This window comes from Pedobacter folensis (genome assembly GCF_056490665.1).
This window is the reverse complement of the sequence record NZ_JBWJIF010000003.1, coordinates 253007-275435: the sequence shown is the minus strand read 5'-3', so window position 1 is coordinate 275435 and position 22429 is coordinate 253007. Positions and strand designations below refer to the sequence as shown.

The following is a 22429-nucleotide window of genomic DNA, read 5'->3' as shown; positions in this document are numbered from 1 at the left end:
TTATTGGGTATCGTAATCGTATAACTCCTTATAATCCACTTTAGGGATTGTTTTTCCGAAAGCTGCTAATTCTTTATCTCCATCAAATAAAAGGGGGAAAAATTTACTATCAAGCTGTTGATCCTGGGGCATTGGCGGAAAGCTGCTTAAGGCTTCCTGCCTATGGTACCCCGCAGTGTTTCCAAGCGTATGCGCATTCATTGTATTCAGCACTGTTGCTCTTCTTGGTCGGTTAGCAGTATTGGCATAAGAGCCGTGCACCATCAGGGGGTGATGAAAACTGGCGTAACCCTTTGGCAGTTCATTAGGTACCCGTTTTTCAAATGCCGCCAATTGTTCTTTACTTAATATCGTTCTTACGGCATCCATATCACCTGTTAATCCGGTAATGGGGAGCAATCCCCATTTATGACTTCCTGGAACAAAATAAAGGCAGCCATTTTCGGTATTGGCATCATCCAATCCGATCCAGCAGGTAAGGTGATGCATGGGCTTGGTAAAGGTCCAGTAGGAGAAATCCTGATGCCAGGCCACTACGCCGCCATGTTTAGCCGGCTTGCAGAACAATTGATCATGAAAAATCCTAAAAGATTGCCCCAACAACTGATAAGCAGCCATGCGAAAGGCAGGTGCCCATAATAAATCGTGAAAGCCAGGCGTTAAACGCCAGGCGCCAATGGCATGAAAAAGTACTTTGTCAGGATCTTCTGATTCGTTGCTTTCATAGTGGTAAAATAGTTTTTTATCGGCTTCATTTAAGGACTGTAATTTAATCAGCTCTGCATTAAGCAGATCTACCTGTTCTTCAGACAAAATTTTAATCCCTTTGATGAAACCGTCTTTTTTAAAAGCAGCCACCTGTTCATCAGACAACATGTATTGCTCCCATTCTTTTGCAGATTTTGGTTGAACAAAAATATTGGCGATTGGATGGCTATAATCGGCCAGATCATTAGACAGATGGAGATTTACCTTTTCCATATTATTTTTCTTAAAGCTTAAAATCAACTATTTACAATATCTCTCCTTTAGTAACTGCATCATATACAAATTGATATCCCACTGATTGGCTATCGGCATATTGGTAGCGGGTAAATGAACCATGTATGGAGCAGGACCAAATTCAGTGGTGATGGTTAACACCTCTTTTTTATTATCCTGATATGCTTTTACAATGGCATCCCACCAGTTCAAATGGGCATTCAACTCGGCTTTAAACTCTGGCAGCCGTGGATCTATTACTTGTGCACTTTGTGAGTGGCCTATTCTTGAATGGAGATGTTCAACCTGTTTACATGCCAGAGCAAGGGCCTCTTCCTGATCTTCCAATAAACTCTCGGCTACATTACACCAATGAGAAAAATCGGCTGTTATTTTTAAATCAGGAAGCCTTTTTAAAAAATCATGCGTTATATGAGCGGCAAACAGTGCTTTATTACGATGCGTTTCATGACATGTAGTAATCCCGGTTTCGTGAGTTACTGTATCTGCAATAGCAAACAGTTCGGCATTCTGCTCAAAACTGAAATAATCTTTTCCCGTTTGTGCGTTTATCTTTACCGGTTGTAGCGAAGCATAAAAGCGTAAATATTTTGTATAGTTGGCTTTATGTTCTTCAAAATCCTTTTCGAAAGATTGATAATACTGCGCGATCAAAAACAGCTTATATTTTTTCAGTGCAGTGATCATGATGTTTTGCTCATCTGAATTTTCAGGAACAGGAGCTTCAACACCGTCGTACCCTGCCGCTTTTACATCATGGCAAAACTGATCCCAATTGATATTTTCAGAACCCCAGCGCGGATAATAGAATTGTATCTTCATGATCTATTTTACTTCCGAATTCCAGGCTTTTTCAATTTCTTCCAGACTTTTCCCTTTGGTTTCAAACAACTTTTTCTTGGCATACAAGAAGGAAAGGATACAGAAGAAAGAGAAGATAAAAAAGGTGGTTGAGATACCCAGTCCATCCCTCATAATTGGGAATAACATGTTGACAACCCAATCTGAAACCCACATGGTCATAATACACATCGATAAAGCGGTTCCTCTGATGTGGGTGGGGAATATTTCTGTAGAGATTACAAATTTTAACGGACCTAGTGAAAACGCGAAGAACAGGAGAAACAGAATAATACTAAATAACATGAACCATCCGGTGATGTCCATTAAAAAGCAAAAACCCGTTAAAGCCAAAGCACCTGCAGCACATAATGAACCGATGATGTATAAAGGCCTGCGTCCCCAGGTATCAACTTTTGAAATGGCAATAAAAGTAAACAGCACATTGGCCGATCCTAATATGACCTGGTAAAACAGCGCATCGCTGGTTACAATACCTGCTGATTTTAAAATGGTCGGGCCATAAAAAATAACGCCATTAATTCCACTAAACTGTGATAAAGCGGTAAGAATTGTAGCCAGTGCGAGTAGCTTACTTAATGGCAAACGCATCAGCTCTTTATAACCACCCGATTTTTGACTGGCCATTTCTTTAATGGAATCGAGTTCTAGACGGCCTGTTTCCGCTCCGTTTATTTTGATCAGCGTGTTTAAAGCCTCTTCATTTCTGCCGTATTGCACCAACCAGCGTGGGCTTTCGGGCACAATTAACAATAACAAACAAAATGCAGCTGCCGGAACAACCCCAACAATAAACATTCCACGCCAAACATTTTCTACAAATAACCAATGTAATATACCCTCGCCGGCACCCGCATGGGCAGTGGCGTAACGTTGCAAGAATAAATTGCTGATATAAGCTGCTAAAATACCTATGGTAATGGCAAGCTGATAAAAAACGACTAAACGACCTCTCTTTTGTGAAGGGGCTACTTCAGAAATATAAAGTGGCGATACATTGGAAGCCACACCCACCCCCATACCGGCCAGCACCCGGAAGAAAATTAATACAGGATAAGCTGCTGAAAATGCAAAACCAACTGCACTCACTAAAAATAATATGGCAGCCAAAAACAAGACTTTTCTTCTGCCAACTTTATCACTGAGGTAACCCGAAAAGGATACCCCCACAATACAGCCCAATAAAGCGCAGGATACAAATAATCCTTCCTGTGCGGACGACAATCCATATTGTGACTTTAAAGGCTCGATGATACCGCTGACCACGGCCATATCAAAGCCGAATAAAAAACCACCTAATGCCGCAATAAGCGTGATTAGGAAGATAAAATAATTTGCTCCTTGTTTTCTCATAATGGTTTGGTTATTTGGTTGTTTTTTTAATTGATGATTTGGTTAGCTTTCAACAACAATCTTCTTTTACATAGGCCACAACCAAAAAGGCTTTTTGCGCTCCCTGGTACCGAACGGTATACTGGCTTATGGCTGCAGGTATGACAAAAGTTTCGGCATAGCTGAACTGGCTGGTTGTATTGCCTGCAATAACTGTTACCGCTTCTCCTTCAACCAGCATGCAAATATGACATTGGCCATTGGTGCTAATAACCGTGTCTCCAACAAACTCATATCGGTCTACTGCATAAAAATGTTCCTGATGGGTTGAAAGTGATAACTTCCTTCCATTATCCCATTCGGCTGATACCTGTTGTTTAGAAATTAGCTCCTGCGAAACATAATCGCCTTTTCGGTCAAAATAAAGGTTCTTAAAAGCGTGTTCTATATTAATTGGACGGGGTTTGCCATTTAAGCCCAGTCGCAACCAATCGTACATTTTGAAAGTGAAGATGTATGGCGTACTGCTGATCTCCAGTACCATATTGTTCTTTCCCGATGCATGAACAGTTCCATTTGGAATGAGAAAGAGATCATGCTTGTTTGCCTTAAATTTCTGCACATATTTTTCGGCATCCATTTCGATGCCTTTATTTTGTGCATCCAGTAAGGCCGTTTTAAACTCATCCGGATTAATATCTTCCTGAAAACCCAGATAAACATCGGCATCAGGCTCACAATCCAGGATATAATAGGTTTCATCCTGTGTGAAATTTTCACCAAAATTCTCTTTGATATAAGCTGTACGCGGATGGCATTGAATAGAAAGATTGCCACCGTCATAGGTATCCAGAAAATCAAAACGGATCGGAAATTCTATTCCAAACCTTCGGGCTGCTTTTCCCAAAAGTTTCTCATTATTATAAAATAACAGAAAATCGAATGATACTTCGAGTAGATATTGATTGCCCTCGATCACAATTCCATTTTCAGGCGTAATCAGTTCAAAAGACCAGGCGTAGTTTATTTCCTCCTCGTTAAGTCCTTTAATGTGTTTCTTCATCCAGTTCCCACCCCAAATTCCGGCCTCAAACCAAGGTCGTGCGCGAAGCGGCTGCTTGAGCATTTGATGTAAAGTATTTCTAAAATCATCACCGCACATCCATGTAATTTCCGTCACACGCTGTTCATCAACAATCACATCCATTTTAGAAAGCAACTGTTCTTTATGTTTATTCAATACAGGCCAATCCACAAAATAGGCCCGTTTGTACATTTGCGTCTGATCAGCCAGATCCGTACAGCCAATATTTTTTGCTGCACCAGCCCTCATTCTATATTGAATTTCATTTTTGGGCACATCAACATATACCAATAATCCTTTCCAATTAGCCAGTTCGGCGCCGGTTCCATAGAGGATACACAGGTCAACTGATGGATCGGGCTGCAACATTTCCAGTTTCTGCAGATCAAAAAAATCAGACAGACTGCCCTGATATTTATTCCCAAAAACCGGATCAGCTCCATTTAAATTGGCGCTTACCATAGCATCGATCTCCGCAGTAGGTTTGAGACAAGAATTGATATCGTACCAAAATACTTTTCTGTTTTTCGAAAGCAAATATGCATGTAACTGTGTCCTGAACTCCTCCCATAAAACACCTTCAAACCCGTCGATGATGATGGTTTTTTCCTGATCTATTTTGTCGGCCAGGGTATCAAATCCTGCGTAAACCTGGCCATCGGAGTGAAATGACGGAAAAACTTCGTAGCCCGAATGATTGGTTACAACTGCTTTTAGTGGTAAAACGGGTTGAGTTGTTTTTCTTTTTAATTTCTGATTAGTATCCATGTAAATATTTGTTTTTTCGCCTGCAATAACAGCTGCTCCGGTTAAAATGCATTCCTCGGTATCATTGCAGAAAGTAATTTTTATTGCTTTATTCAGGTGCTTTAAGCCTTCTTTTAGTGGTGTAAGAAATAGTGAACTGGCTTTTGCAATATTGCCGCCGATAACCAATTCATCACATTCGAAGCGCGCTAACCAGCTATGTAAAAAAGCGCTTAAATTGGTGCCGAACTGCTCGAAAATAGAAAGTGAAAGTTCACTGTCCATGAAGGCTATATCTTTAACGGATGTTGCCTCTATACCACTTAATGTTGTGTATTCATTCAGGAACCAGCGCACAGAAAAATAATCATCAGCTTTGGCATCTAAAAAATTCTGATCGTAAAAAGCGCCCGAAACAGGCAATGCCGGATGTTGGGTAAGCAGTGTTCCGTTCTCCATAAATGCGGAGCCAAAACCCGTCCCCAATGTTAAAAACACGGTTTTTTTACTATTCAGTTGATGGCGGTTATAAGTTCCTTCGGCAAAACAATGTGCATCATTTGAAAAAACAAATGTTGTATGGGTTAAACCTGTATAATCTGCTAATGCCTGTTGCAGATGAATTCCGAATGTCTGTTCAAATTTCCCGCCTACACCAGCTATGGTGCTCACCCCTTTCTCATAATTAAAAGGCCCCGGAAAAGCAATTCCTACCGCATCAGGTACAATCCCCGCTTTCGTCATCACTTCCCTGATCCCCTTACCAATCGCGGCTACAATGTTAAATCCTGTGTCAAAAGCATCAAGATCCTTTCGTACCAGAGCCGAGGATGTTTGCAATAGGTTATTTACATCAATGACACTTATTGTGACATGACTTCCGCCCACATCGATCCCAAATTTTTGATGGTTTGCCATTTTTACACCGATCGCTTAATTTCAATACTATAGGTAAACCAATCGTTACGGTAGTAGCAGATATTGTACTCTATGGGCTTTCTGCCTGCATCGAGCACCAATCTTTTCCTTTCCAGCACAGGTAAGCCCTTTTTTATGCCCAGCAGATCGGCTATTTCCGCTGTAGCAGCGATCGCCTTTATTTCTTCCTGAGAATACATGGGAACAATATTGTGGTCCATATCCAGTAAGTCGTATAAAGGCTTTTTAAAATCTTCATCTTCAGAGAGCCCGATACGGGGATGAAAGTATGATTCGAAACACACCATCGGACTTTCATCAATACTTCGGATACGTTTAAGACAGATTACATCGGTATCGGCTTCGATCTGCAAATATTTTGATACTTCTTCACTGGCCTTTTTTTTCTGCACATCGAGTACGAGATTTTTAAAAATCAATCCCATATCTTCCATTTCATGCGTGAAACTCATCCAGTTGGTTAGGTTAGTCGTTATTTTTCGTTGCGTAACCCTTGTCCCCACTCGCTTTTTCCTTTCCAGTAATCCCTCATTTACCAGGTTGTTGATGGCCTGTCGGAGTGTATTTCTGGAAATTCCCCATCGCATGGCCAAATCCGTTTCTTTTGGAAATAATTCTCCATTACTAAACTCAGGAAGCTGAATTAATTTTCTCAATTGCTCTTCTGCCTGATAATGCAGTGGTACTTTACTATCATGATCCAACTGAGGTATTTTGTTCATATGTTCATACATATTACAAATTTATAATATTTTACCACATTTCAAAAAAAAAATTAAAGCCTGTAAAATGGTCTTTTTATTGGCCTTAAGCGTGTTAATAAAATAGAAAAGCGCTCCAGCGGAAAATCTAAGCGGAGCTTCCAGGCTCAATACTTATAACAATCGTTAAATGGTTATTTGATAATGAGAATCGTTTTCGGACATGAGGAAAGTTTGAGGTATACATGTTTTTCGGTTGGGCGGCTTTTAATCTCCACAGTCAACAAAATGGCAGACATCCCCTTTTCGTCGGTGACTAACTGCCCCTCTCTTAAAGCTTCCAGCTGGTCAATAGATAAATTTCTATTGATACTTATTCCTGCAGGCATAGTACTTTCTATGATGTTCTCATCGGTAGTGTAGGTATTTTTTGCTCTTTTCATCATGTGTTTGGTTAAGTTAGAAAGAAGTAGATGAATCCTGAAGTTCAGCAATATGGTGTTATCGGCTAAATTAAAAATGCAGGCAGGCAGTATTTCATCCCGCTGCATTGACATAAACGGTCGCCGGGATTAATTTTTTTGTAAAATTGCTAGCAGGAATTCCGCCAGTTTCTCCATAATTATTCTTTTGAATATAGTTTCAATGATTTCCCTCTTGCGGCTAAACTCAGGAGAATAACCTGACGCAACTACCATTAATTTGATTATTTCTGATGTTTTTTTTGCATTTGCTTATTTTCGCGAAAATATTAGGGTATATTTAATACACCAAACGCTCTCGGTTGACCAAAAAAAACTAACCAGCATGCAGTATATTTATGAGAACTTCACTTTTCCGCCCGATCAGTCCTTTACGGTACGTTCGGAAATGCTGGAAATAAAAAAATACGCCTCATTAAAATCACATGTTAATTTTGAAATCGCCCTGATCGAAAATTGCTGTGGAAAACGTTTTGTAGGCGATCATATTGAAGACTTCAGCGGAACAGAGCTCGTTCTTTTGGGAAGTTATTTACCACATTGCTGGCAATATTATAGCACCGTAGACCCTGGTTTGCAGCCTAAGGTAATTGTGTTACATTTTTTCCCTGATTTCCTGGGGAAGGAACTCTTAACCAAACCTGAGGCAGCTGGTTTGAACGAACTTTTTAAAAATGCCGCAAAAGGTATTTTATTTACAGACACAACCATTGCAAGAGTTAAAACCATTATGAACGAGATGTTGTTTGAAACAGGCCTTTACCGGGCGGGTTTAATGCTGCAGCTTTTAGATGTGCTTGCCGGATCTGATTCTTATAAAACACTCTCCTCGCCTTCATTCAGTATTGTCGAAACCTCTAACGAAGCAAACAAGATTAACCGCGTTTTCGATTATATATTTAAAAACTTTAAGAAAGATATTTCATTAAACGATGTGGCCGATATTGTACCCATGTCTACAGGTGCCTTCTGCAGGTTCTTTAAACAAAAAACCAACCGCACTTTAGTAGAGTTTATTAAAGAAATAAGGGTTGGACACGCCGCCAAATTGTTAATGGAAGGCAATTATAACGTAACCGAAACCTGTTACCAGAGTGGTTATAATAACATTTCCAATTTCAACAAACACTTTAAAGATGTAAAAGGCTTATCGCCAAGAGAATTTGTTAAACAATATAAAATCAGCGCTTAATTAGTTACTGAACTTATAAAAAGGAATAACCTCCACCCATTTCTGCCCTGGCAAAGTACCGTTAACGCCCTTCTGATAATTATTCATTAATTTATTCCATTCGGCGCAACGGGGGCTAAAAGATTCTGACAACTGGCTCATTTTATTCAGATCGGCATCTTTCGGAAAAGTAACCCGCATCACAATAAGGTCGTTAAAACGATAGAGGCTAATACTTTTAAATCCAGCTTTTTTAAATCCCCCTTCTACCTCTGGCCATATATTCTTGTGGTACTTTAAGTATTCCTGCAGTTTTTTTTGATTATCAACGGTATTCACAACAAATACTTTTTCGGCATATTCATCCGCTTTACCTTCATTGCCTGACAAACCGCAGCCCAGCAAGGTACATCCAAAAATTACACATACAAGCAGAAGAACGCTATTTTTCATATTGATTTAGTTGAAAAGTAAATAAATTAAAACCATGATCACCGCCAGGCCGAGCCACATGAACCATATTGGTTTCGTGCTATCGGCCACCTGATGTTTCGTTTCAAGAAGTGATGGCTGTACCTGTACCACTGGTGGCTTTGTAATTAAGGTTAACACCACAATGGCAACACTTAGCGCTATAAATATATAAAATGATAATAGCAAAAAATGGGGCCAGTATCCTTTGTACGGATAATTCAATACGTGGCAGGTACCCAGAAGTAAACAGAGCAGGCCTCCCCCGTAAAGTACAGTTTCTACGGAGATGCTGTTCACGCGTTTCCAGATGATTCCGGCCAGAAAAACCACAGCCAATGGGGGCGAGAGTATAGAAACCAGGCCCTGGCTTAATTCAAAAAAGTTTTTGCCCGAATAAGAGAAAAGCATGGCAATCCCCACCCCCGCAATAGCGGCCACAATGGTAATCCATTTGCCCATTTTTATCTGCTGTTTCTGATTAAGCGGTGTAAACTGCGGAACAACATCTAGTGTAAAAACGGTACAGAAGGCGTTTAAACTCGACGATACCGTATCAATTAATGCAGCAATCAATGCGGCAATACTCAGGCCGAGCAGGCCATGCGGCATCAGCCTTTTAATCATGGTGATATAAGCCGTATCCGGCTGTGCCGAATCTTTAAATAACACATAACACATCACCCCTGGAAGAATGAATATGATGGGCATTATAATTTTAAGGGTACCGATAAATAAAGCCCCGTATTGTCCTTCTTTTAAGTTCTTAGCGGCCAGCATCTTTTGCACAATGGTCTGATCTGCACACCAATAATAAATAGCAACAACCGGGTAGCCCAAAACAATAGAAACCCATGAATATTCGGGATGTGATGCCGGCAGAAAAAGTTTCCAATAGGATTCTGGTGTTTGGCTAACCAATGCGTCCATACTTCCAATTTTCTGAAAACCCAAAAAGGTAAGTACTATAGAAGATATGATAATAATGATAGATTGAAAAATACCGGTACGCACCACAGCCTTTAGGCCACCAATGGCGGTAAAACTTGTGGCTACAAATGCGATGATGATAATTGCCGTAAATAACGAACAGTCAAATACTCCCGAAATGAGCAGGCCTCCGGCATAAAGGGCACTTCCAAGCCACACCACCAGTATCGAAATCAGGCTGTAGATGACCAGAAAGTTATAAGACCGGTTACCAAAACGGATTTTTAAAAACTGTGGAATAGTTGATATTTTGGCTTTAAGGTAATAAGGCAGAAAGACCATGGATAATAACATTAAAAATATCCAGGCTAATAATTCGAAATTACTGCCCACAATGCCATGTGAAAAACCAATGCCGGCAAAACCAATTAACATCATTGGGCCTGCATTTGCACTAAACATAGAAAAGCCGATCTGCCACCATTTCAGGCTTCGCCCCCCTAAGAAAATATCTTCATCATTTTTTCCCTTTTTACTAAAGCGAAAGCCAACAAAAAATAAGACAAGGGCGTAAAGGCCTAAAATTAAATAATCTATATAGTTGAATGATAAACTCACAGTCGGGTTCTTTTTTTACATGGATACCACAGGCGCATATTTTGGAACATCTTGTTGTTCCCATAACTGCTCCCTAATGATCTTATTTTCTTTTTTACAATATTCCCAGTCAATTCTTACCGGCAGTCCTTCTATTTCAGGGAGAAAAAATCTGCCGTTCTTCCATTCTGGTTTAAGCAGAAAATATTTTTCCAGTCCATACATAATGGAATACAAATATTCGATCATTGCATTATTATTGGCGGTGGTCATTAAGAAAGTTGAATACAAAGAATATCCTCCTGAAGAAAACTGTAGTTTTTCTGCTTCGCAAAGATCCCTTATTTCTAACCACTCTTTAATGCCCCCCAATTGCGTGGGAACAGGCTGCAAATGTTTCACTCCGCTATTCACCAGTGTCCTGAAAATTTTCGAGGTTCTCTCTGACTCGCCATAAGCTATGGTAAGGGAGGTTTTTCCACAGAGCATCTCGATCTGATCGTAAGCGGCCGAATGAATCGGTTCTTCCAGCCAGTGGATATTTTCTTCTCCTACGGCATCAATAAACTTAAACACCTGGGCACACGACCAGATTTGATTGGCATCTACCGCCAGCTTAATTTTATCACCAAGAAGGCTTTTTACAAATTTTACCCTTTTTATATCTTCATTCAATTTCTTTCCGAAATCCTTTCCAACCTTCATTTTGTAACAGTCAACCCCGGCATCTATAAATAAGCCAGCTTCTGTTTCTAATTGTTTTAGGCTATAATTGGTCCCGCCACCGCTTCCATACATTTTCACATCATTCCGAAGGCCCCCGATGTATTGGTGCAAGGGAACTTTTTTTCGCCTGGCGGCCAAATCGTACAGCGCCATATCAATCTGTCCCAGCAAAGCCGAAGCAGCGCCTTTAAACCCTTCATTCCGGATAGACCAGTATAATTTTGGATAAAATTCCTGATAAGGCATGCCCTGACTGTGGAATAATATAGGAAACAGGCAGGTTTCTAATATATTGGTATAGCTGTTATATATGGGTGCCTCTCCAATATTTCCGCCCACATCCTCAATGGTAATAATGGATATCGAATAATGCGGGAAGGGGCCCATAGTTGCATCCTGAAATGGGGTTATGGCTTTAACCTTTTCTAAAACTCTTATCCGAATCTTTTTTATATCAAAAATCTCGTTATCTATATTGTACATCTATCGTTGATTTAGCGTTTTAAATACCTCGGTATATACTTCCGGAGACAACCGGCCTTGCTCTATTGCCTTCAATGTGTCTGTTAACTGTTCTTTATCTGTCGCCCCCATTACCACTTTAAATTCGCCTTCGATTGTAAAAAGAAAGCGATGGGCAAGTTCATGAAGGGGCATATGGTACTTTTTGGCGATCGCATCTATCTTTTTAGCCTGTGTTACACTTTCCAAACCGAGCCAATAGGGTCGAGAGGCCGTAAATTCAGGAAACTTAGCCCCCAGCAGCCCCATATTTAGCGGGCTGGCTGCGTAATAGGCCTTATTATTTTGCGCACAAAAGGGAATGATGGTATCCAAAGCTTCAATATTGCAGGCATTAAGCCGGTTAAAGCCCATAATTACCTCGAACAGATCAGATTGAAGATAGGGTTCAAGTGCCGCGGGTGGATTTCCGCCTAAACCAATCTTTTTGGCATAACCAGCATGCTTAAAGTATTCGAGTTGTTTTAAAACACCATCGATATCCGCTTGAACAATGGCATCCGGATCGTGAAGAAAAAGGATGTCTATTTCAGGAATCCCGAGCGTTTCTAAGCTATTTTCGACACTTCTTAACATGCCATCAGGGGTAAAATCATAGTGACCATCGTCAACTGCATAACATTTCTTACGCCCAACTTTTGTACTGATTTGCGGGCGTTTACCTTCCCACTGGCGGAGCACTTCCCCTAATATATCTTCTGCATCGCCGTATGCCGGCGCGGTATCTATTGCCTGAATGCCATGTTCGAGGGCTGTAAAAATGGTAATAGCCGATTCCTCAGGTCGAATCTTTCCCCAGATCCCACCCAGGGCAGCAGTTCCTAAAATTACATTGTCTAATACTGAGCCTGTCATGATTTAATTATCGACGATTTTTTTTACCTATAAAACTGTAATGCCTTTTGAAGGGCTAATCTTTATCCGAATGGTTTCGCCCGCTTTAACCTTAACTTTGGGCCAGTCTAAAAATGCGGTATAAGCCATCGACTTTAGTTTCTCCTTTTCTGTTTCTGCCATCACCGATACATCAGCATCATATTTTGTAGAATTTTGGAGCTGTAAAATCATCCCAGCCCCATCGCCAGAAAGGAGTTCGGCATTAACATGATCAAAAACGTATAACTTCTTTGTATCTACATTCAGGTAAATTCCCGGAATTTCGAGGGCCATCAGCATGCCGTTGGTTTCGGTCCAGGAATTACGTGTTTGTATAAAGTTACCAATACTTCCCTTTCCTTCGGCATCGCTCAATTGAATCCTTTCCATAGAAGAGCCAATAAGATAATTGGTTGTGATGTGTCCGGGCATATTTATTGCCTCGGCATGGGCATGCTGAATGTCTCTGATCAAGTCGGCATACAACATATTTCCGGTTGCCCTAAATAACTTGAAGATATAATCGCCTGATGCCGTACATATACCCGGTGCGGCATGTTTATTCTGGATACTGGCCCAAATGGCTCCGGCCATATTACTTTTTAAACCGCCAATCGCACTCTTTGCTGGAAAAACCGGATCGTATGAAAATACCCACGATGCACCTAAAGCCGCCTGAACCTCAGCCTTATCTAACCACTCCTTTTGTCCGGTATAATAATACAAGGCCATTAATGATTCCAGAAATCCAAAGGCAGATTCAGAATCTGCATCCTGCGATATATCGCCACAATGCCCACCGGTTAAACCCTGCTTTTCTACATCTCTTTTATAGTAAAATTTTGCAGCATTAGCAGCAATTTCCATCCATTCTTTCTCCCTGAAGTAATCGGAGGCCATCGCTACACCTGCCGGCACAATTGCTCCACCAGTTGAATTGTATACCGCAATTTCTCCGGTTTCGGGAACAATGTACTGTCCAAATTGACCATCCTTTTTCCAGGTGCGAACGAAAGCTGTAGCCAGCTTTCTTGCAGCATTTTCCCATTCCGGCTTAATACTGGCTCCATAACCTTGTGCCTTTAACAATAACAAGTGTTTGGTTAACCAAAGCAGCACATCTGCATTCTTTCGCACCAGGGTTTGCATAGGCTTAAAGTACGGCGACATCTTTTCGGGGATAAGCTCGCCCGTGGCCTTAATGCCTCCAAAGAAATATCCGCTTTTCCCCTGGAGTTTATTTACGACAAAATCCAATTCGGCCATCACCCTCTCCCGTTCTTTTTTATCATTCAAAGCCAGCATGGGATAGGTATTCATCATCCCGCTTACCCAGCCCAGCTGAAAATCCTTATTATTTTCTGGCAGATAATAGGAGCCTGCCTCTACCTGCACAAAATTGCCCTTACATATATTCGTAGCCACTTCGAAAGTTTTGCTCATGGGCAATAAATTGCGTGGATGATTTAAACCTGACAGGCTTTTGCGCACTTCCATAAATTTCTTTAAAAGTGCAGGGATATTCTCCGCATTAAACACAAATACCTTAAACTTCAGTTCCACTTCATCGCCTTGTTTCCAGTCTGGGGCAAGATCCCCGCTCAAATGAAAATCGCCGAATCCGGCAGCCATTTTACGTACTGCAGGCACTGAAATGCCAAACGAAGCACTATCTTTCTTTGCAGTTTCGCTAATGGTTAAGCCATTAGCACCCAATTTTGTCAATTGCCCGGTAAGCACAATAAAACCCTTTTTCTCGGTTTCCGAAAAAAAGCACATGGCTGGCGTGGCTACATTGCCGGTCTGTAACTCAATTAATGATGCTTTTCCATCTTCATTGGAAAGCCTGGGATTATTGGAAATGGTAAGGGGTACCAGGGGATTATAATACATATCCTTTGGATAATCTGGATTATAACCATTACCAATTGATCTGTATCGGTTGCCATTGTATACCGCAGCAGGAACGAGTACGTAGTTTTTCGGATTCCACTTGCTAAAATCAAATGACACCGAAACTGCAGTAGATTTTGCTACGCCGCTATGCAGGCGAAAGCTGGCAACTGCTTCTATAACATCTCCCTGCCCGGGGGGGCTTGTTGTTTTTAACTGTAAAGCCCAGCTGCCCGTTTTAGTTTGAAGGAAATTTTTATGAAAAATATGTTCGGTTAATAAATCAGTGCCATTGAACTCTTTAACGGATCCTTTTAAAGAACCATTCAAATTCTTCAATAATTTATTAAGCGGTTGTTGCGCACCAGCAGCAATACCAGTGCCTGGCATTAACAAACAGATTAAAGCTATTTTTAAGTTCTTTATGCTCATCATTAATTTCATCCCTGTAAAGGTTCAATTTTGGTCAAATCTAAACTACCCTTAACTTAACTAATACCTATGTTTTTTTCGCAGCAGGTTATTAAATTAAACCACTTTGAACTGTAGCATTAAGAATATCATCAATTCAATAATTGAATGATTGCCACAGGACTTATCGGCTATAATTGAAATTAAATCTCCTTTTTGCGCCGTCTTGAGCAAGAATATTTAAAGGTATTGTAGGAGGGCACAAAAAAATAACTACAAATTCTATAGTTTTTATAGTCTTTTAATAAAAATTTTTATATTTGTCAAAACACGTTGAATATTAACGCTTAATAAAAATATATGTCACACTTACTTATTTTTTCTATGCGCATGTACCCTCCCTGTTGTTGCTAATTCAGTAGCATCGAACTCACCCTTATTAAAATGAAGTGCGGTTTAATGTCAAATTAAAAACATCCATCCTGTTTTTACAGCAAGGCATTATCTAAACTTTAATCATCTCTATAAAACCTAAAGAAAATGACATTATCAGATTTTACCATTTTGGGAAAAAAAATATTGGTTGGCATTGTTGTAACCTTAGTTCCTTTCATTATCATTTTTGGTGGGTTATACCTCACCAGGCATTTACTAAGCGATAAAAAATCAACCAACATCATTAATACAAAATAAGAACTCATCTATGAAAATTGAGGAAACTACCCGAAAGCGGATTATAAAAAACGCATTTTTAAGCCTTTTTATCTACGCACTACCCATCGCCCTTATGTTTGCCACTTTTACCATAACCGGTGAAAGACCCTGGCTAAAACAAAAGCATAAAACCGAAAAAAATAAATCTGTAACCCCTAAAAATGCGACAAACAATGGAACAAGTGATTAATTTTATCAAAAATATTATTGAAAACCTGAATGGTTTCGGTTTTCCTTTTTTAGTATTCTTTATTGGCTTACTGGAGTTTTCTTTTGGATTGTATAAAGGCAAATGGCCAAAAAATGAACGTTTTGTAGATATAGCCTGCTTTACCTTACCAAGACTGGTTATCAGACCAGTTGTTGCCTATTATGGGTTAAAGTTCTTGCCTGCTGTATTGCCGGATCTTAAAAATGCATTTGAATGGGTCCCTTTCTTCTGGGGCTGTTTCATTATTGCCGTAGCAGATGATCTGACCCAATACTGGTACCATAGGTTACACCACGAAATTCCCTGGTTATGGCGCTTTCATCGTACACATCATTCTGCATCTTACATGGGCATGGCCATGGCGAGCCGGCAAAATGCCATTTATACCTTGTTTTTCTCACAGACTTATTTAACCACAGCTTTGGTTTATTTAGGACTGGGCATTCCAGCCATTGTGGTAAAAGGCATAAAAAGTACAATTACTACACTGGCACACTCGAGTATACCATGGGATAAACCTTTTTATAAATACAAAATTTTGCATCCGCTGGCCTGGGTTTTGGAAAGAACAATTTCTACACCTGCAACCCATCATGCACATCATGCTGCTACTACCGATGACGGCATTGGCTATTACAAAGGAAATTTTGGCAACATGTTTTTCTTGTGGGATATCATTTTCGGTACAGCTTTAATTACCCGGAAATACCCTAAGGCTTATGGCATTTCGCACTATGAAGGCGACCAATGGTATGCACAATTGTTATGGCCTATCTTTAAATCGAAAGTGCCTGGTAGCGAACTTGCAAAAGACGGGCCGATGGTGAGGTTAGACGAACCAACACCTGTAATCCATATTCAGCATAAATCTGATGATGTTTTTGAGGAAGAGGAATATTATTACCGTCCGGGTGCAACACTCGCTAAAAATTAAAATCAAAAGGCCGGGCATAAAAGCCTGGCCTTTTGATTTACTGGCTGGCCTAAACAAGTGCCTTTAGGTTAAGCGTCCGGACTCACTTGACAAAATCCAACACCCTCTAATCATTCCCTACGTCCCCTGTGGCTTAGCCACCTGCTGCAAAAACAAATTCAGATCCTCATCTTTGCCTAAATCCAGTTTCTGTTTTAAGCGATAACGACTCATGCGCACACTTTTAGGTTCGATACCTAAACGGATAGAAACCTCCTTATTGGATAAGCCCATAAGCATGTACGAACAATATTTTAAATCAAGTCGGGTAAGCGTATGATTCGCTTTTTGTTGCAAACGTTCAAAGAAAACAGGATTGGTATCAAAAAAATCAGTTTTATGCTCTTCAAAGTCTTTATCCATTTTTTTCTGTTGATTCACAATTCGTTTAATCTGTTCATCAAGCGAAAGATGGCTTTCGTGATTTACCTTACCCGATAATAATTCCAACAGCTCATTTTTTTCCTCTATCTGTAAGTTACCCGCCAGCACCTCTTTCTCCAAACGTTCCTGCCGTTCTTTAAGCAGGGCCTGTTCTGTTTGAAGTTGAATAGCCTCTGCTTCTTTTAACTGTGCCCTCAGCTCAGCAGCATCTTTTTCCTGATCAATCAGTTCCTGCTTCCTCACCGATGCTTTAAGTTTATAATTATACGATATAAGCAGAAAAAGTAATGCGGCTATTCCACTTAGACCAGAAATAATGTAAAAAATATTCAGTTTTTTGGTAAATGCGGTTTGTTGATGGAGATAAGCAATTTCCTGTTCCTTTTTTTCTGACTGATATTGTGCTTCCACCCTTATTATACTGTTTACTTTCTCCTCATCGAAAGCTTTCTTATAATAAGTTAAATATTGCTTTAAATAGTTTAGCGCTGCTCCTTTATCTCCTTTTTTCTCGGCTATATTGGCAAGTCCCTGGAAAATCCTGGCCTGGGTAAGTGGCATTTTTACTACGCCATCGGCAATTTTGTTCAGTCCGGTTAACAATGTCTTTTCTGCCTCATCATAATTTCCATCACGCAGCGCATACTCGCTCTTTAAGCCATAACAGTTTAACAGCACCTCTTGCAAATTGGTTTTTGTTGCAATTTCTATCGCGATGTCTACATATTTTTCGGCACTATCACGGTAAGTGTTTGGAAAATATTGAAAATAAGTATTAGCCGTGTTTAAGGCAATTGCTGCTGTATTGCTGTGGATCAGCAGACGTCCTTCCTGTTTTTTAGAAAGCAATAGTGCTTTTTTGTAAACCAATAAAGCCGAATCGAGCAGATTACGTTTAATGGTATCCAGCTTAAATCTGTCGAAATAGGTCTGTCCAATAGTAAAATAGGCATTATTTAACAAATCTACCTGTTGGCTTTTCACAGCAGTGGAGTAGCATAAATCGGCGTATTTTTTTTGTTTTGCAGGGTTATTACCATATCCATAAAAGCTGGCTAAATAGTGATATATAGTGCTTTCGTATTCATATGCCTGTTGCCCCTTAAAAAAATCAAGGGCTTTAAGCAGTTTTGCTATAGATTTATCGCTTTCATCATTGATCAGGTCTAACCAACCACTCCTGAACCATACAAAGCCCAATGCAACCGGGTCTTTTGTTCTTTTTGCATAATACATAGCACTATCCAGGCTTTCGTAAGCATGCTTTAAGTCTTTTTTCCAAACATATAGGTGAACTAAGGTTGCATAGGTTATGGCTTTACTCTTTCCATCCTTTAGCCCTTCGCTGGTTTGGAGCGCCTGATTGGCCTGCTGGAAAGAAAGTGGCAGGTTCTTTTCAAAATTCGCTTTAGCCAGTTTACACAATAGTTGTACACGTACTTCTTTTGAAACACCATCCTTCGAAAGCAGGCCGCGTAACGAATCAAGGTATATCTGCTGAGCATCCGCACTTTTAAAAAAAATAAGGACAAATGATACTGTAATTAATAATGTTTTCAGTGGTAGCTGCATAATCAAAAATAGAAAAAAGAAACACTTTTGAGGAAGCAGAATTACAACAAATAACTGGAATATAACAGTTTAAACGCTTTCTGTAGACTCCTTGTAGTCGCTCTGATGAAAACAGGTAGTCGCAGAGTAGTCTCACTTTTCTTGGCTGCCCGTCCATACCCTGGTAATTTTGGATTATTCAATTCAACAAAAAAATTAATCCTATGAAACAGAAAACAATGGCTATCCTGGCCTACATTACATTGATCGGTTGGATCATTTCTTACCTCGAGTTTAAAAAATCAACAGAAAAAAGCACGCTGGTTAATTATCACCTGGGCCAATCGCTCGGGCTTATCATCACTTCTATCCTTTTAAGTATTGTAAGTGGCGTTGTGCTGGCCATCATCCCATCTTTGGGAAGTGTTTTTTATCTCATTTTATTAATTCCATTTGTATTGCTCTTGCTCGGCATTATAGCGGCCAATAATGAGGTAGAAAAACCTTTACCGCTTATCGGGAAAGTATTTGAGGGGAAATTCAATTTCACTCCATAAACAACACTAAAACCAGAAATTATGAAAACCAAATGGTATCGCGCTGCGCTAATGCTATTGTTGCTGTTATCTGGGTTCGGCGTATTTGCCCAGGTAGAAGAGCGCGGAGGAGAAGATTCAACGATTAAAATTGAATTTAAACTGACGGATCACGCAAGCAATAAAAGCCAGACTTATAAACTTTATGGCATCAATTATTCAGTAAACAATCCTTATTACATGCAAGATGAAAGTAAGCTGATAAATAATGGGAGCTGTGGAATTAGTATTGATATGGCGCAGGAAGCAGATGAATTTCTATTGAAATGGGTTGCAGGAGCCATCAAAAATGCCTCTGGAGAAATTACGATTGTACATATTGGCAGCGTAAAAAAACCACGAAAAATTGTCTTTACTGATGGAAAGACTGGCAGCTCATCTGAAAGCTTTTACACTGCCACGACAACCAATAGTTTTCCGCAAATCAGCATTTATGTAAAATCACTGACGGTAGACGGCATCACAATTTTTACCATGGCAAAACCAGCAGATAAAAGCGAATAGGTAGACAAAATTGTAAACCCTTTACATCAAATCCAATGAAAAAATTAATATTACTCCTGCTTATTGCCGCATCAGCACTCACCATAAGCAGTTGCAAAAAAGATAAAGCGCCAACTGAAAACCCAGCAGAAGCAGTTAAAGCCAAGGTACTAGGCAAATGGAATTTTGAATCAGGCACCATCATTACCACCAACCCGCCCAATCCAGAAAAAACAGAAAACCTTACCGGCAGGCCAGGTATGTATTTTGAATTCCGTACAAATGGGATTTCTTTCAATAATCTGGAGGGCGATGCAGAAGAACCGTATACCGTTACCAGCAATACTTCTATGCGCATAGGAGATTATACTTATAACATTAAAGAACTGACCGCCAACAGGTTCGTAATAGAATCAGTACAAAGCAACAATACTACAACTTCAAGATTTACCATGATTTTGAACAGGTAACAATTAAATTAGATAAAAATGAAAAAACACCTAATGATCATGCTGATTATGGCATTTGCAGTTTTCATAACCAGTTGCAAAAAAGATAAAGAAACCGATAGCAGCCAGGCCACTATAGCCAAATTACAGGGCAGATGGATGGCTACCTCACAGGTAGAAAAGGTTTACGAGAAGGCTGGCAACAAGCTGGTCTCCGAAAAAACAACCCCTTATAAAGCCAACCAAAGGGAAATTGAATACAAGGGAAATGAAATAACTTATTACTTTAACGGAACCCCTGAAGATACTTACAGCTATGCCATTATTGGTACCGAAATAAGGTTAAGAGAAGATAACAGTGGCGTTTATTATCAATTGAAATTTTATTCTGATACGCAGCACTCCCATACTGAAGAATATGATTATAAAAACAACGCTATTGAAATGAAAGAAGTGACAGAAACCATTTATAGCAGAAAATAACGAACAGCACCAAAACTTAAAATTATGAAACTTTATATATTGGTTTTATTAGTGACCGTAACTGCACTTACCGGATGTAAAAAAGATAAAGTGAGCGACAACGACATCAATAATCAAAAAATACAAGGCAAATGGGATCTGGTACTCACCCGGTCCGTTACTTTTAATAATGGCAAAAAGGTTGAAGATGAGGAAAAGATTGCAAGTGGCACGACTATTTTTGAATTTGCGGGCAACACACTAAATTATATCGAAAAAAGTGGTTCTAAACAGCGTTATTCGTTTACTATAGAGGGCGATGAAATGATCATGCGAGGAGATAGAAATGGTGCTGTTTTCTTTAAATTCAAATTTAATTCTGATACGCAATTGGAATTATCGCAGCGTGAAACAGAAACCATCAACAATGTGACTTATGAAGAATCATTTACCTATGTAATGAACAAGCTGTAATAATTACGTAGATAGTGATTAATTGCCCTAACAGCAGAAATGGCAAAATCTTTGAACTGGCTTAATAAAAAAACATGATGAACCCAGAACTCTACAAACAACAATTTACCCCTGAAGATACACCAGGATGGCAGGCGATAGATGATCAATTGGAGAAGATATACGGTGATTTGGAGGCACGCCATTACCCGCCATTGTGCGGAATCCACTACATGGCTGGTGGAACAGACCCGATAGATGGCGCCAGTATTTATGATAGCAGTCACCAAACCTTTCATCGGCACATCATCAGTTATGGCATGAGCGAACTGTATTACAGCGAAGATAAAGCCGGCGGAGAATTTAGCAAATGGGGTTTTGAATTTACGTTCAGGCTGGTCCCATTCAAAGATGATGAGCATGATCCCATCTGGGCCATAAACGTGATGAATAACCTGGCCAGGTATGTATTCTCGAGCGGGAAATGGTTTGAAGAGAACCACTTTATCCCAGCTAACGGCCCTATTAAACTAAATGACGACACTGAAATAACAGGATTTGTTTTTGCATTAGATCCAGAACTGGGGAAAATAGATACTCCACACGGCGAGGTAAGTTTTTTACAGTTGGTGGGCATTACCAATGCAGAAGTAGAACAACTTAAGCAAAATCCTTCAATGGCAGCTGTGAAAGAATTAATCGATCGTTTACAACAAGACAATCCATTATTAATAACCGATTTGAACAGGAAATAAAACTTAATGGTGAGTTTGCCTGGACGTAATCAGAATAAAATTAATGTCATGCCAACAAACATACCATACGATAATAACTGGGCCCTGTTACCTGGTGTTGGGCTGGGCAAAGTGGCATTTGAGATGACCCGATTACAGGTAAACGCATTTAAAAATATTTTAGGCGAGATTACTGCCGAAAGAAATTCTCTGTCACAAAAAGAACAGTTGCTGGACACTTTCCATATGCTTAAGGATTTTTTTACCGAAGAAGATTTAAAAACAGCTATGAAAGCTTTAGAGGAAACTGGTGCACAACGCGGATTTATTGAAACGGAGCACAGGGCAACAGGGATAACGCTGGAATACGAAGATGGCAAACTGACTGATTTTTTTGCCGATGACAGGGCCAGGCAACTTCATTTCCAGGGCACTGCTGTTTTCTCCAACCCATTAAGTTTAATCAAAAAAATGGCTTCTGCGTTGCAGGAAAATCCCTTGATTAAAGATGACGAACTGGTGTTTCAAAAACATAATATTTACCTGTTTTCTTTTATCCGCGAGGATTTTACTGAAGGCAGTACAGACAATAGATCTATGATGTGGAGAAAACACCCCAGACCTTTAGGCCTAAGTTTATTAGACTATCAAACCTTACAAATAGTATAACAGGA

At 39.8% G+C, this 22429-nt stretch carries 23 protein-coding genes; 11 read left to right on the top strand and 12 right to left on the bottom strand.

The features are described from left to right. The 6 genes from AC04QZ_RS15745 to AC04QZ_RS15720 form a co-directional block, all read right to left on the bottom strand. Positions 1 to 981: a phytanoyl-CoA dioxygenase family protein gene (locus tag AC04QZ_RS15745; protein ID WP_478358544.1), complete on the bottom strand. Its 981-nt coding sequence runs from the start codon at positions 979 to 981 to the stop codon at positions 1 to 3. A gap of 27 nt (positions 982 to 1008) precedes the next feature. Continuing rightward, positions 1009 to 1824, bottom strand: coding sequence for a sugar phosphate isomerase/epimerase (locus AC04QZ_RS15740; protein ID WP_478358543.1), 816 nt, complete (start codon positions 1822 to 1824; stop codon positions 1009 to 1011). 3 nt (positions 1825 to 1827) lie between these two features. Then, the gene (locus AC04QZ_RS15735) at positions 1828 to 3219 is read right to left on the bottom strand and encodes a sugar porter family MFS transporter (protein ID WP_478359151.1); all 1392 of its coding nucleotides are present in this window, start codon (positions 3217 to 3219) and stop codon (positions 1828 to 1830) included. A 46-nt stretch (positions 3220 to 3265) separates the two neighbouring features. Further along, entirely contained in the window at positions 3266 to 5944 is a 2679-nt protein-coding gene (locus AC04QZ_RS15730) for an ROK family protein (protein ID WP_478358542.1), read from the bottom strand. Between the two features lie 2 nt (positions 5945 to 5946). Further along, complete coding sequence (locus AC04QZ_RS15725; RefSeq protein ID WP_478358541.1) at positions 5947 to 6687, bottom strand: GntR family transcriptional regulator; 741 nt, start codon at positions 6685 to 6687, stop codon at positions 5947 to 5949. 173 nt (positions 6688 to 6860) lie between these two features. Next, positions 6861 to 7223 (bottom strand): hypothetical protein, encoded by a 363-nt coding sequence (locus AC04QZ_RS15720; protein ID WP_478358540.1) that lies wholly within the window; start codon positions 7221 to 7223, stop codon positions 6861 to 6863. Between the two features lie 250 nt (positions 7224 to 7473). On the opposite strand from AC04QZ_RS15720, the gene AC04QZ_RS15715 reads away from it, so the two are divergent. Then, positions 7474 to 8340 carry an AraC family transcriptional regulator gene (locus AC04QZ_RS15715; protein ID WP_478358539.1) on the top strand — a complete coding sequence of 289 codons (867 nt, stop codon included), beginning with the start codon at positions 7474 to 7476 and terminating at the stop codon, positions 8338 to 8340. Here the strand turns inward: AC04QZ_RS15715 and AC04QZ_RS15710 are convergent, their stop codons facing one another. The 5 genes from AC04QZ_RS15710 to AC04QZ_RS15690 are packed head-to-tail and all read right to left on the bottom strand — an operon-like array spanning position 8341 to position 14769. Further along, positions 8341 to 8772 (bottom strand): L-rhamnose mutarotase, encoded by a 432-nt coding sequence (locus AC04QZ_RS15710; protein WP_478358538.1) that lies wholly within the window; start codon positions 8770 to 8772, stop codon positions 8341 to 8343. A gap of 6 nt (positions 8773 to 8778) precedes the next feature. Continuing rightward, entirely contained in the window at positions 8779 to 10338 is a 1560-nt protein-coding gene (locus tag AC04QZ_RS15705; protein ID WP_478358537.1) for a sodium:solute symporter family transporter, read from the bottom strand. A gap of 15 nt (positions 10339 to 10353) precedes the next feature. Then, on the bottom strand, positions 10354 to 11526 hold the full coding sequence (locus AC04QZ_RS15700) for an enolase C-terminal domain-like protein (RefSeq protein ID WP_478358536.1): 1173 nt from the start codon (positions 11524 to 11526) through the stop codon (positions 10354 to 10356). Beyond that, on the bottom strand, positions 11527 to 12420 hold the full coding sequence (locus AC04QZ_RS15695; protein ID WP_478358535.1) for an aldo/keto reductase: 894 nt from the start codon (positions 12418 to 12420) through the stop codon (positions 11527 to 11529). It lies immediately after the preceding gene. Positions 12421 to 12447: 27 nt separating this feature from the next. After that, positions 12448 to 14769 carry a hypothetical protein gene (locus AC04QZ_RS15690; protein WP_478358534.1) on the bottom strand — a complete coding sequence of 774 codons (2322 nt, stop codon included), beginning with the start codon at positions 14767 to 14769 and terminating at the stop codon, positions 12448 to 12450. Between the two features lie 516 nt (positions 14770 to 15285). Here AC04QZ_RS15690 and AC04QZ_RS15685 point away from each other — a divergent pair. Genes AC04QZ_RS15685 through AC04QZ_RS15675 form a run of 3 tightly spaced genes read left to right on the top strand, consistent with a single transcriptional unit; the run spans position 15286 to position 16604 of the window. Next, positions 15286 to 15438, top strand: coding sequence for a hypothetical protein (locus AC04QZ_RS15685; protein ID WP_478358533.1), 153 nt, complete (start codon positions 15286 to 15288; stop codon positions 15436 to 15438). Positions 15439 to 15448: 10 nt separating this feature from the next. Then, positions 15449 to 15649 carry a hypothetical protein gene (locus tag AC04QZ_RS15680; RefSeq protein WP_086544870.1) on the top strand — a complete coding sequence of 67 codons (201 nt, stop codon included), beginning with the start codon at positions 15449 to 15451 and terminating at the stop codon, positions 15647 to 15649. Continuing rightward, positions 15633 to 16604 carry a sterol desaturase family protein gene (locus tag AC04QZ_RS15675; RefSeq protein ID WP_478358532.1) on the top strand — a complete coding sequence of 324 codons (972 nt, stop codon included), beginning with the start codon at positions 15633 to 15635 and terminating at the stop codon, positions 16602 to 16604. Before AC04QZ_RS15680 ends, AC04QZ_RS15675 begins: the two co-directional genes overlap by 17 nt. Positions 16605 to 16721: 117 nt before the next feature. Here AC04QZ_RS15675 and AC04QZ_RS15670 read toward each other — a convergent pair whose 3' ends face one another. Beyond that, a complete protein-coding gene (locus AC04QZ_RS15670) occupies positions 16722 to 18599 on the bottom strand; it encodes a tetratricopeptide repeat protein (protein WP_478358531.1) in 1878 nt (625 codons plus the stop codon). Positions 18600 to 18802: 203 nt separating this feature from the next. Here AC04QZ_RS15670 and AC04QZ_RS15665 point away from each other — a divergent pair, with 203 nt between their 5' ends. The 7 genes from AC04QZ_RS15665 to AC04QZ_RS15635 all read left to right on the top strand — a co-directional run bounded on the left by AC04QZ_RS15665 (position 18803) and on the right by AC04QZ_RS15635 (position 22424). Next, positions 18803 to 19135: a magnetosome magnetite crystal formation protein family gene (locus tag AC04QZ_RS15665; RefSeq protein WP_478358530.1), complete on the top strand. Its 333-nt coding sequence runs from the start codon at positions 18803 to 18805 to the stop codon at positions 19133 to 19135. A 21-nt stretch (positions 19136 to 19156) separates the two neighbouring features. After that, complete coding sequence (locus AC04QZ_RS15660) at positions 19157 to 19678, top strand: hypothetical protein (protein WP_478358529.1); 522 nt, start codon at positions 19157 to 19159, stop codon at positions 19676 to 19678. Positions 19679 to 19713: 35 nt separating this feature from the next. Then, positions 19714 to 20127, top strand: coding sequence for a hypothetical protein (locus AC04QZ_RS15655; RefSeq protein ID WP_086544866.1), 414 nt, complete (start codon positions 19714 to 19716; stop codon positions 20125 to 20127). 18 nt (positions 20128 to 20145) lie between these two features. Next, a complete protein-coding gene (locus tag AC04QZ_RS15650) occupies positions 20146 to 20589 on the top strand; it encodes a hypothetical protein (RefSeq protein ID WP_478358528.1) in 444 nt (147 codons plus the stop codon). 24 nt (positions 20590 to 20613) lie between these two features. After that, entirely contained in the window at positions 20614 to 21042 is a 429-nt protein-coding gene (locus AC04QZ_RS15645) for a hypothetical protein (RefSeq protein ID WP_478358527.1), read from the top strand. A gap of 74 nt (positions 21043 to 21116) precedes the next feature. Then, a complete protein-coding gene (locus AC04QZ_RS15640; protein ID WP_478358526.1) occupies positions 21117 to 21776 on the top strand; it encodes a suppressor of fused domain protein in 660 nt (219 codons plus the stop codon). Positions 21777 to 21824: 48 nt separating this feature from the next. Then, positions 21825 to 22424, top strand: coding sequence for a hypothetical protein (locus AC04QZ_RS15635; protein ID WP_478358525.1), 600 nt, complete (start codon positions 21825 to 21827; stop codon positions 22422 to 22424). Positions 22425 to 22429 lie beyond the last annotated feature (5 nt).

What these genes read in the sequence shown, in the direction of transcription:
- AC04QZ_RS15715 (WP_478358539.1), top strand. Translation starts at nt 7,474, where the DNA reads ATGCAGTATATTTATGAGAACTTCACTTTTCCGCCCGATCAGTCCTTT.
- AC04QZ_RS15665 (WP_478358530.1), top strand. Translation starts at nt 18,803, where the DNA reads ATGAAACAGAAAACAATGGCTATCCTGGCCTACATTACATTGATCGGT.
- AC04QZ_RS15660 (WP_478358529.1), top strand. Translation starts at nt 19,157, where the DNA reads ATGAAAACCAAATGGTATCGCGCTGCGCTAATGCTATTGTTGCTGTTA.
- AC04QZ_RS15650 (WP_478358528.1), top strand. Translation starts at nt 20,146, where the DNA reads ATGAAAAAACACCTAATGATCATGCTGATTATGGCATTTGCAGTTTTC.
- AC04QZ_RS15720 (WP_478358540.1), bottom strand. Translation starts at nt 7,223, where the DNA reads ATGTCAATGCAGCGGGATGAAATACTGCCTGCCTGCATTTTTAATTTA.
- AC04QZ_RS15655 (WP_086544866.1), top strand. Translation starts at nt 19,714, where the DNA reads ATGAAAAAATTAATATTACTCCTGCTTATTGCCGCATCAGCACTCACC.
- AC04QZ_RS15685 (WP_478358533.1), top strand. Translation starts at nt 15,286, where the DNA reads ATGACATTATCAGATTTTACCATTTTGGGAAAAAAAATATTGGTTGGC.
- AC04QZ_RS15675 (WP_478358532.1), top strand. Translation starts at nt 15,633, where the DNA reads ATGGAACAAGTGATTAATTTTATCAAAAATATTATTGAAAACCTGAAT.
- AC04QZ_RS15670 (WP_478358531.1), bottom strand. Translation starts at nt 18,599, where the DNA reads ATGCAGCTACCACTGAAAACATTATTAATTACAGTATCATTTGTCCTT.
- AC04QZ_RS15745 (WP_478358544.1), bottom strand. Translation starts at nt 981, where the DNA reads ATGGAAAAGGTAAATCTCCATCTGTCTAATGATCTGGCCGATTATAGC.
- AC04QZ_RS15680 (WP_086544870.1), top strand. Translation starts at nt 15,449, where the DNA reads ATGAAAATTGAGGAAACTACCCGAAAGCGGATTATAAAAAACGCATTT.
- AC04QZ_RS15690 (WP_478358534.1), bottom strand. Translation starts at nt 14,769, where the DNA reads ATGATGAGCATAAAGAACTTAAAAATAGCTTTAATCTGTTTGTTAATG.
- AC04QZ_RS15640 (WP_478358526.1), top strand. Translation starts at nt 21,117, where the DNA reads ATGATGAACCCAGAACTCTACAAACAACAATTTACCCCTGAAGATACA.
- AC04QZ_RS15700 (WP_478358536.1), bottom strand. Translation starts at nt 11,526, where the DNA reads ATGTACAATATAGATAACGAGATTTTTGATATAAAAAAGATTCGGATA.
- AC04QZ_RS15710 (WP_478358538.1), bottom strand. Translation starts at nt 8,772, where the DNA reads ATGAAAAATAGCGTTCTTCTGCTTGTATGTGTAATTTTTGGATGTACC.
- AC04QZ_RS15635 (WP_478358525.1), top strand. Translation starts at nt 21,825, where the DNA reads ATGCCAACAAACATACCATACGATAATAACTGGGCCCTGTTACCTGGT.
- AC04QZ_RS15725 (WP_478358541.1), bottom strand. Translation starts at nt 6,687, where the DNA reads ATGAACAAAATACCTCAGTTGGATCATGATAGTAAAGTACCACTGCAT.
- AC04QZ_RS15740 (WP_478358543.1), bottom strand. Translation starts at nt 1,824, where the DNA reads ATGAAGATACAATTCTATTATCCGCGCTGGGGTTCTGAAAATATCAAT.
- AC04QZ_RS15645 (WP_478358527.1), top strand. Translation starts at nt 20,614, where the DNA reads ATGAAACTTTATATATTGGTTTTATTAGTGACCGTAACTGCACTTACC.
- AC04QZ_RS15730 (WP_478358542.1), bottom strand. Translation starts at nt 5,944, where the DNA reads ATGGCAAACCATCAAAAATTTGGGATCGATGTGGGCGGAAGTCATGTC.
- AC04QZ_RS15695 (WP_478358535.1), bottom strand. Translation starts at nt 12,420, where the DNA reads ATGACAGGCTCAGTATTAGACAATGTAATTTTAGGAACTGCTGCCCTG.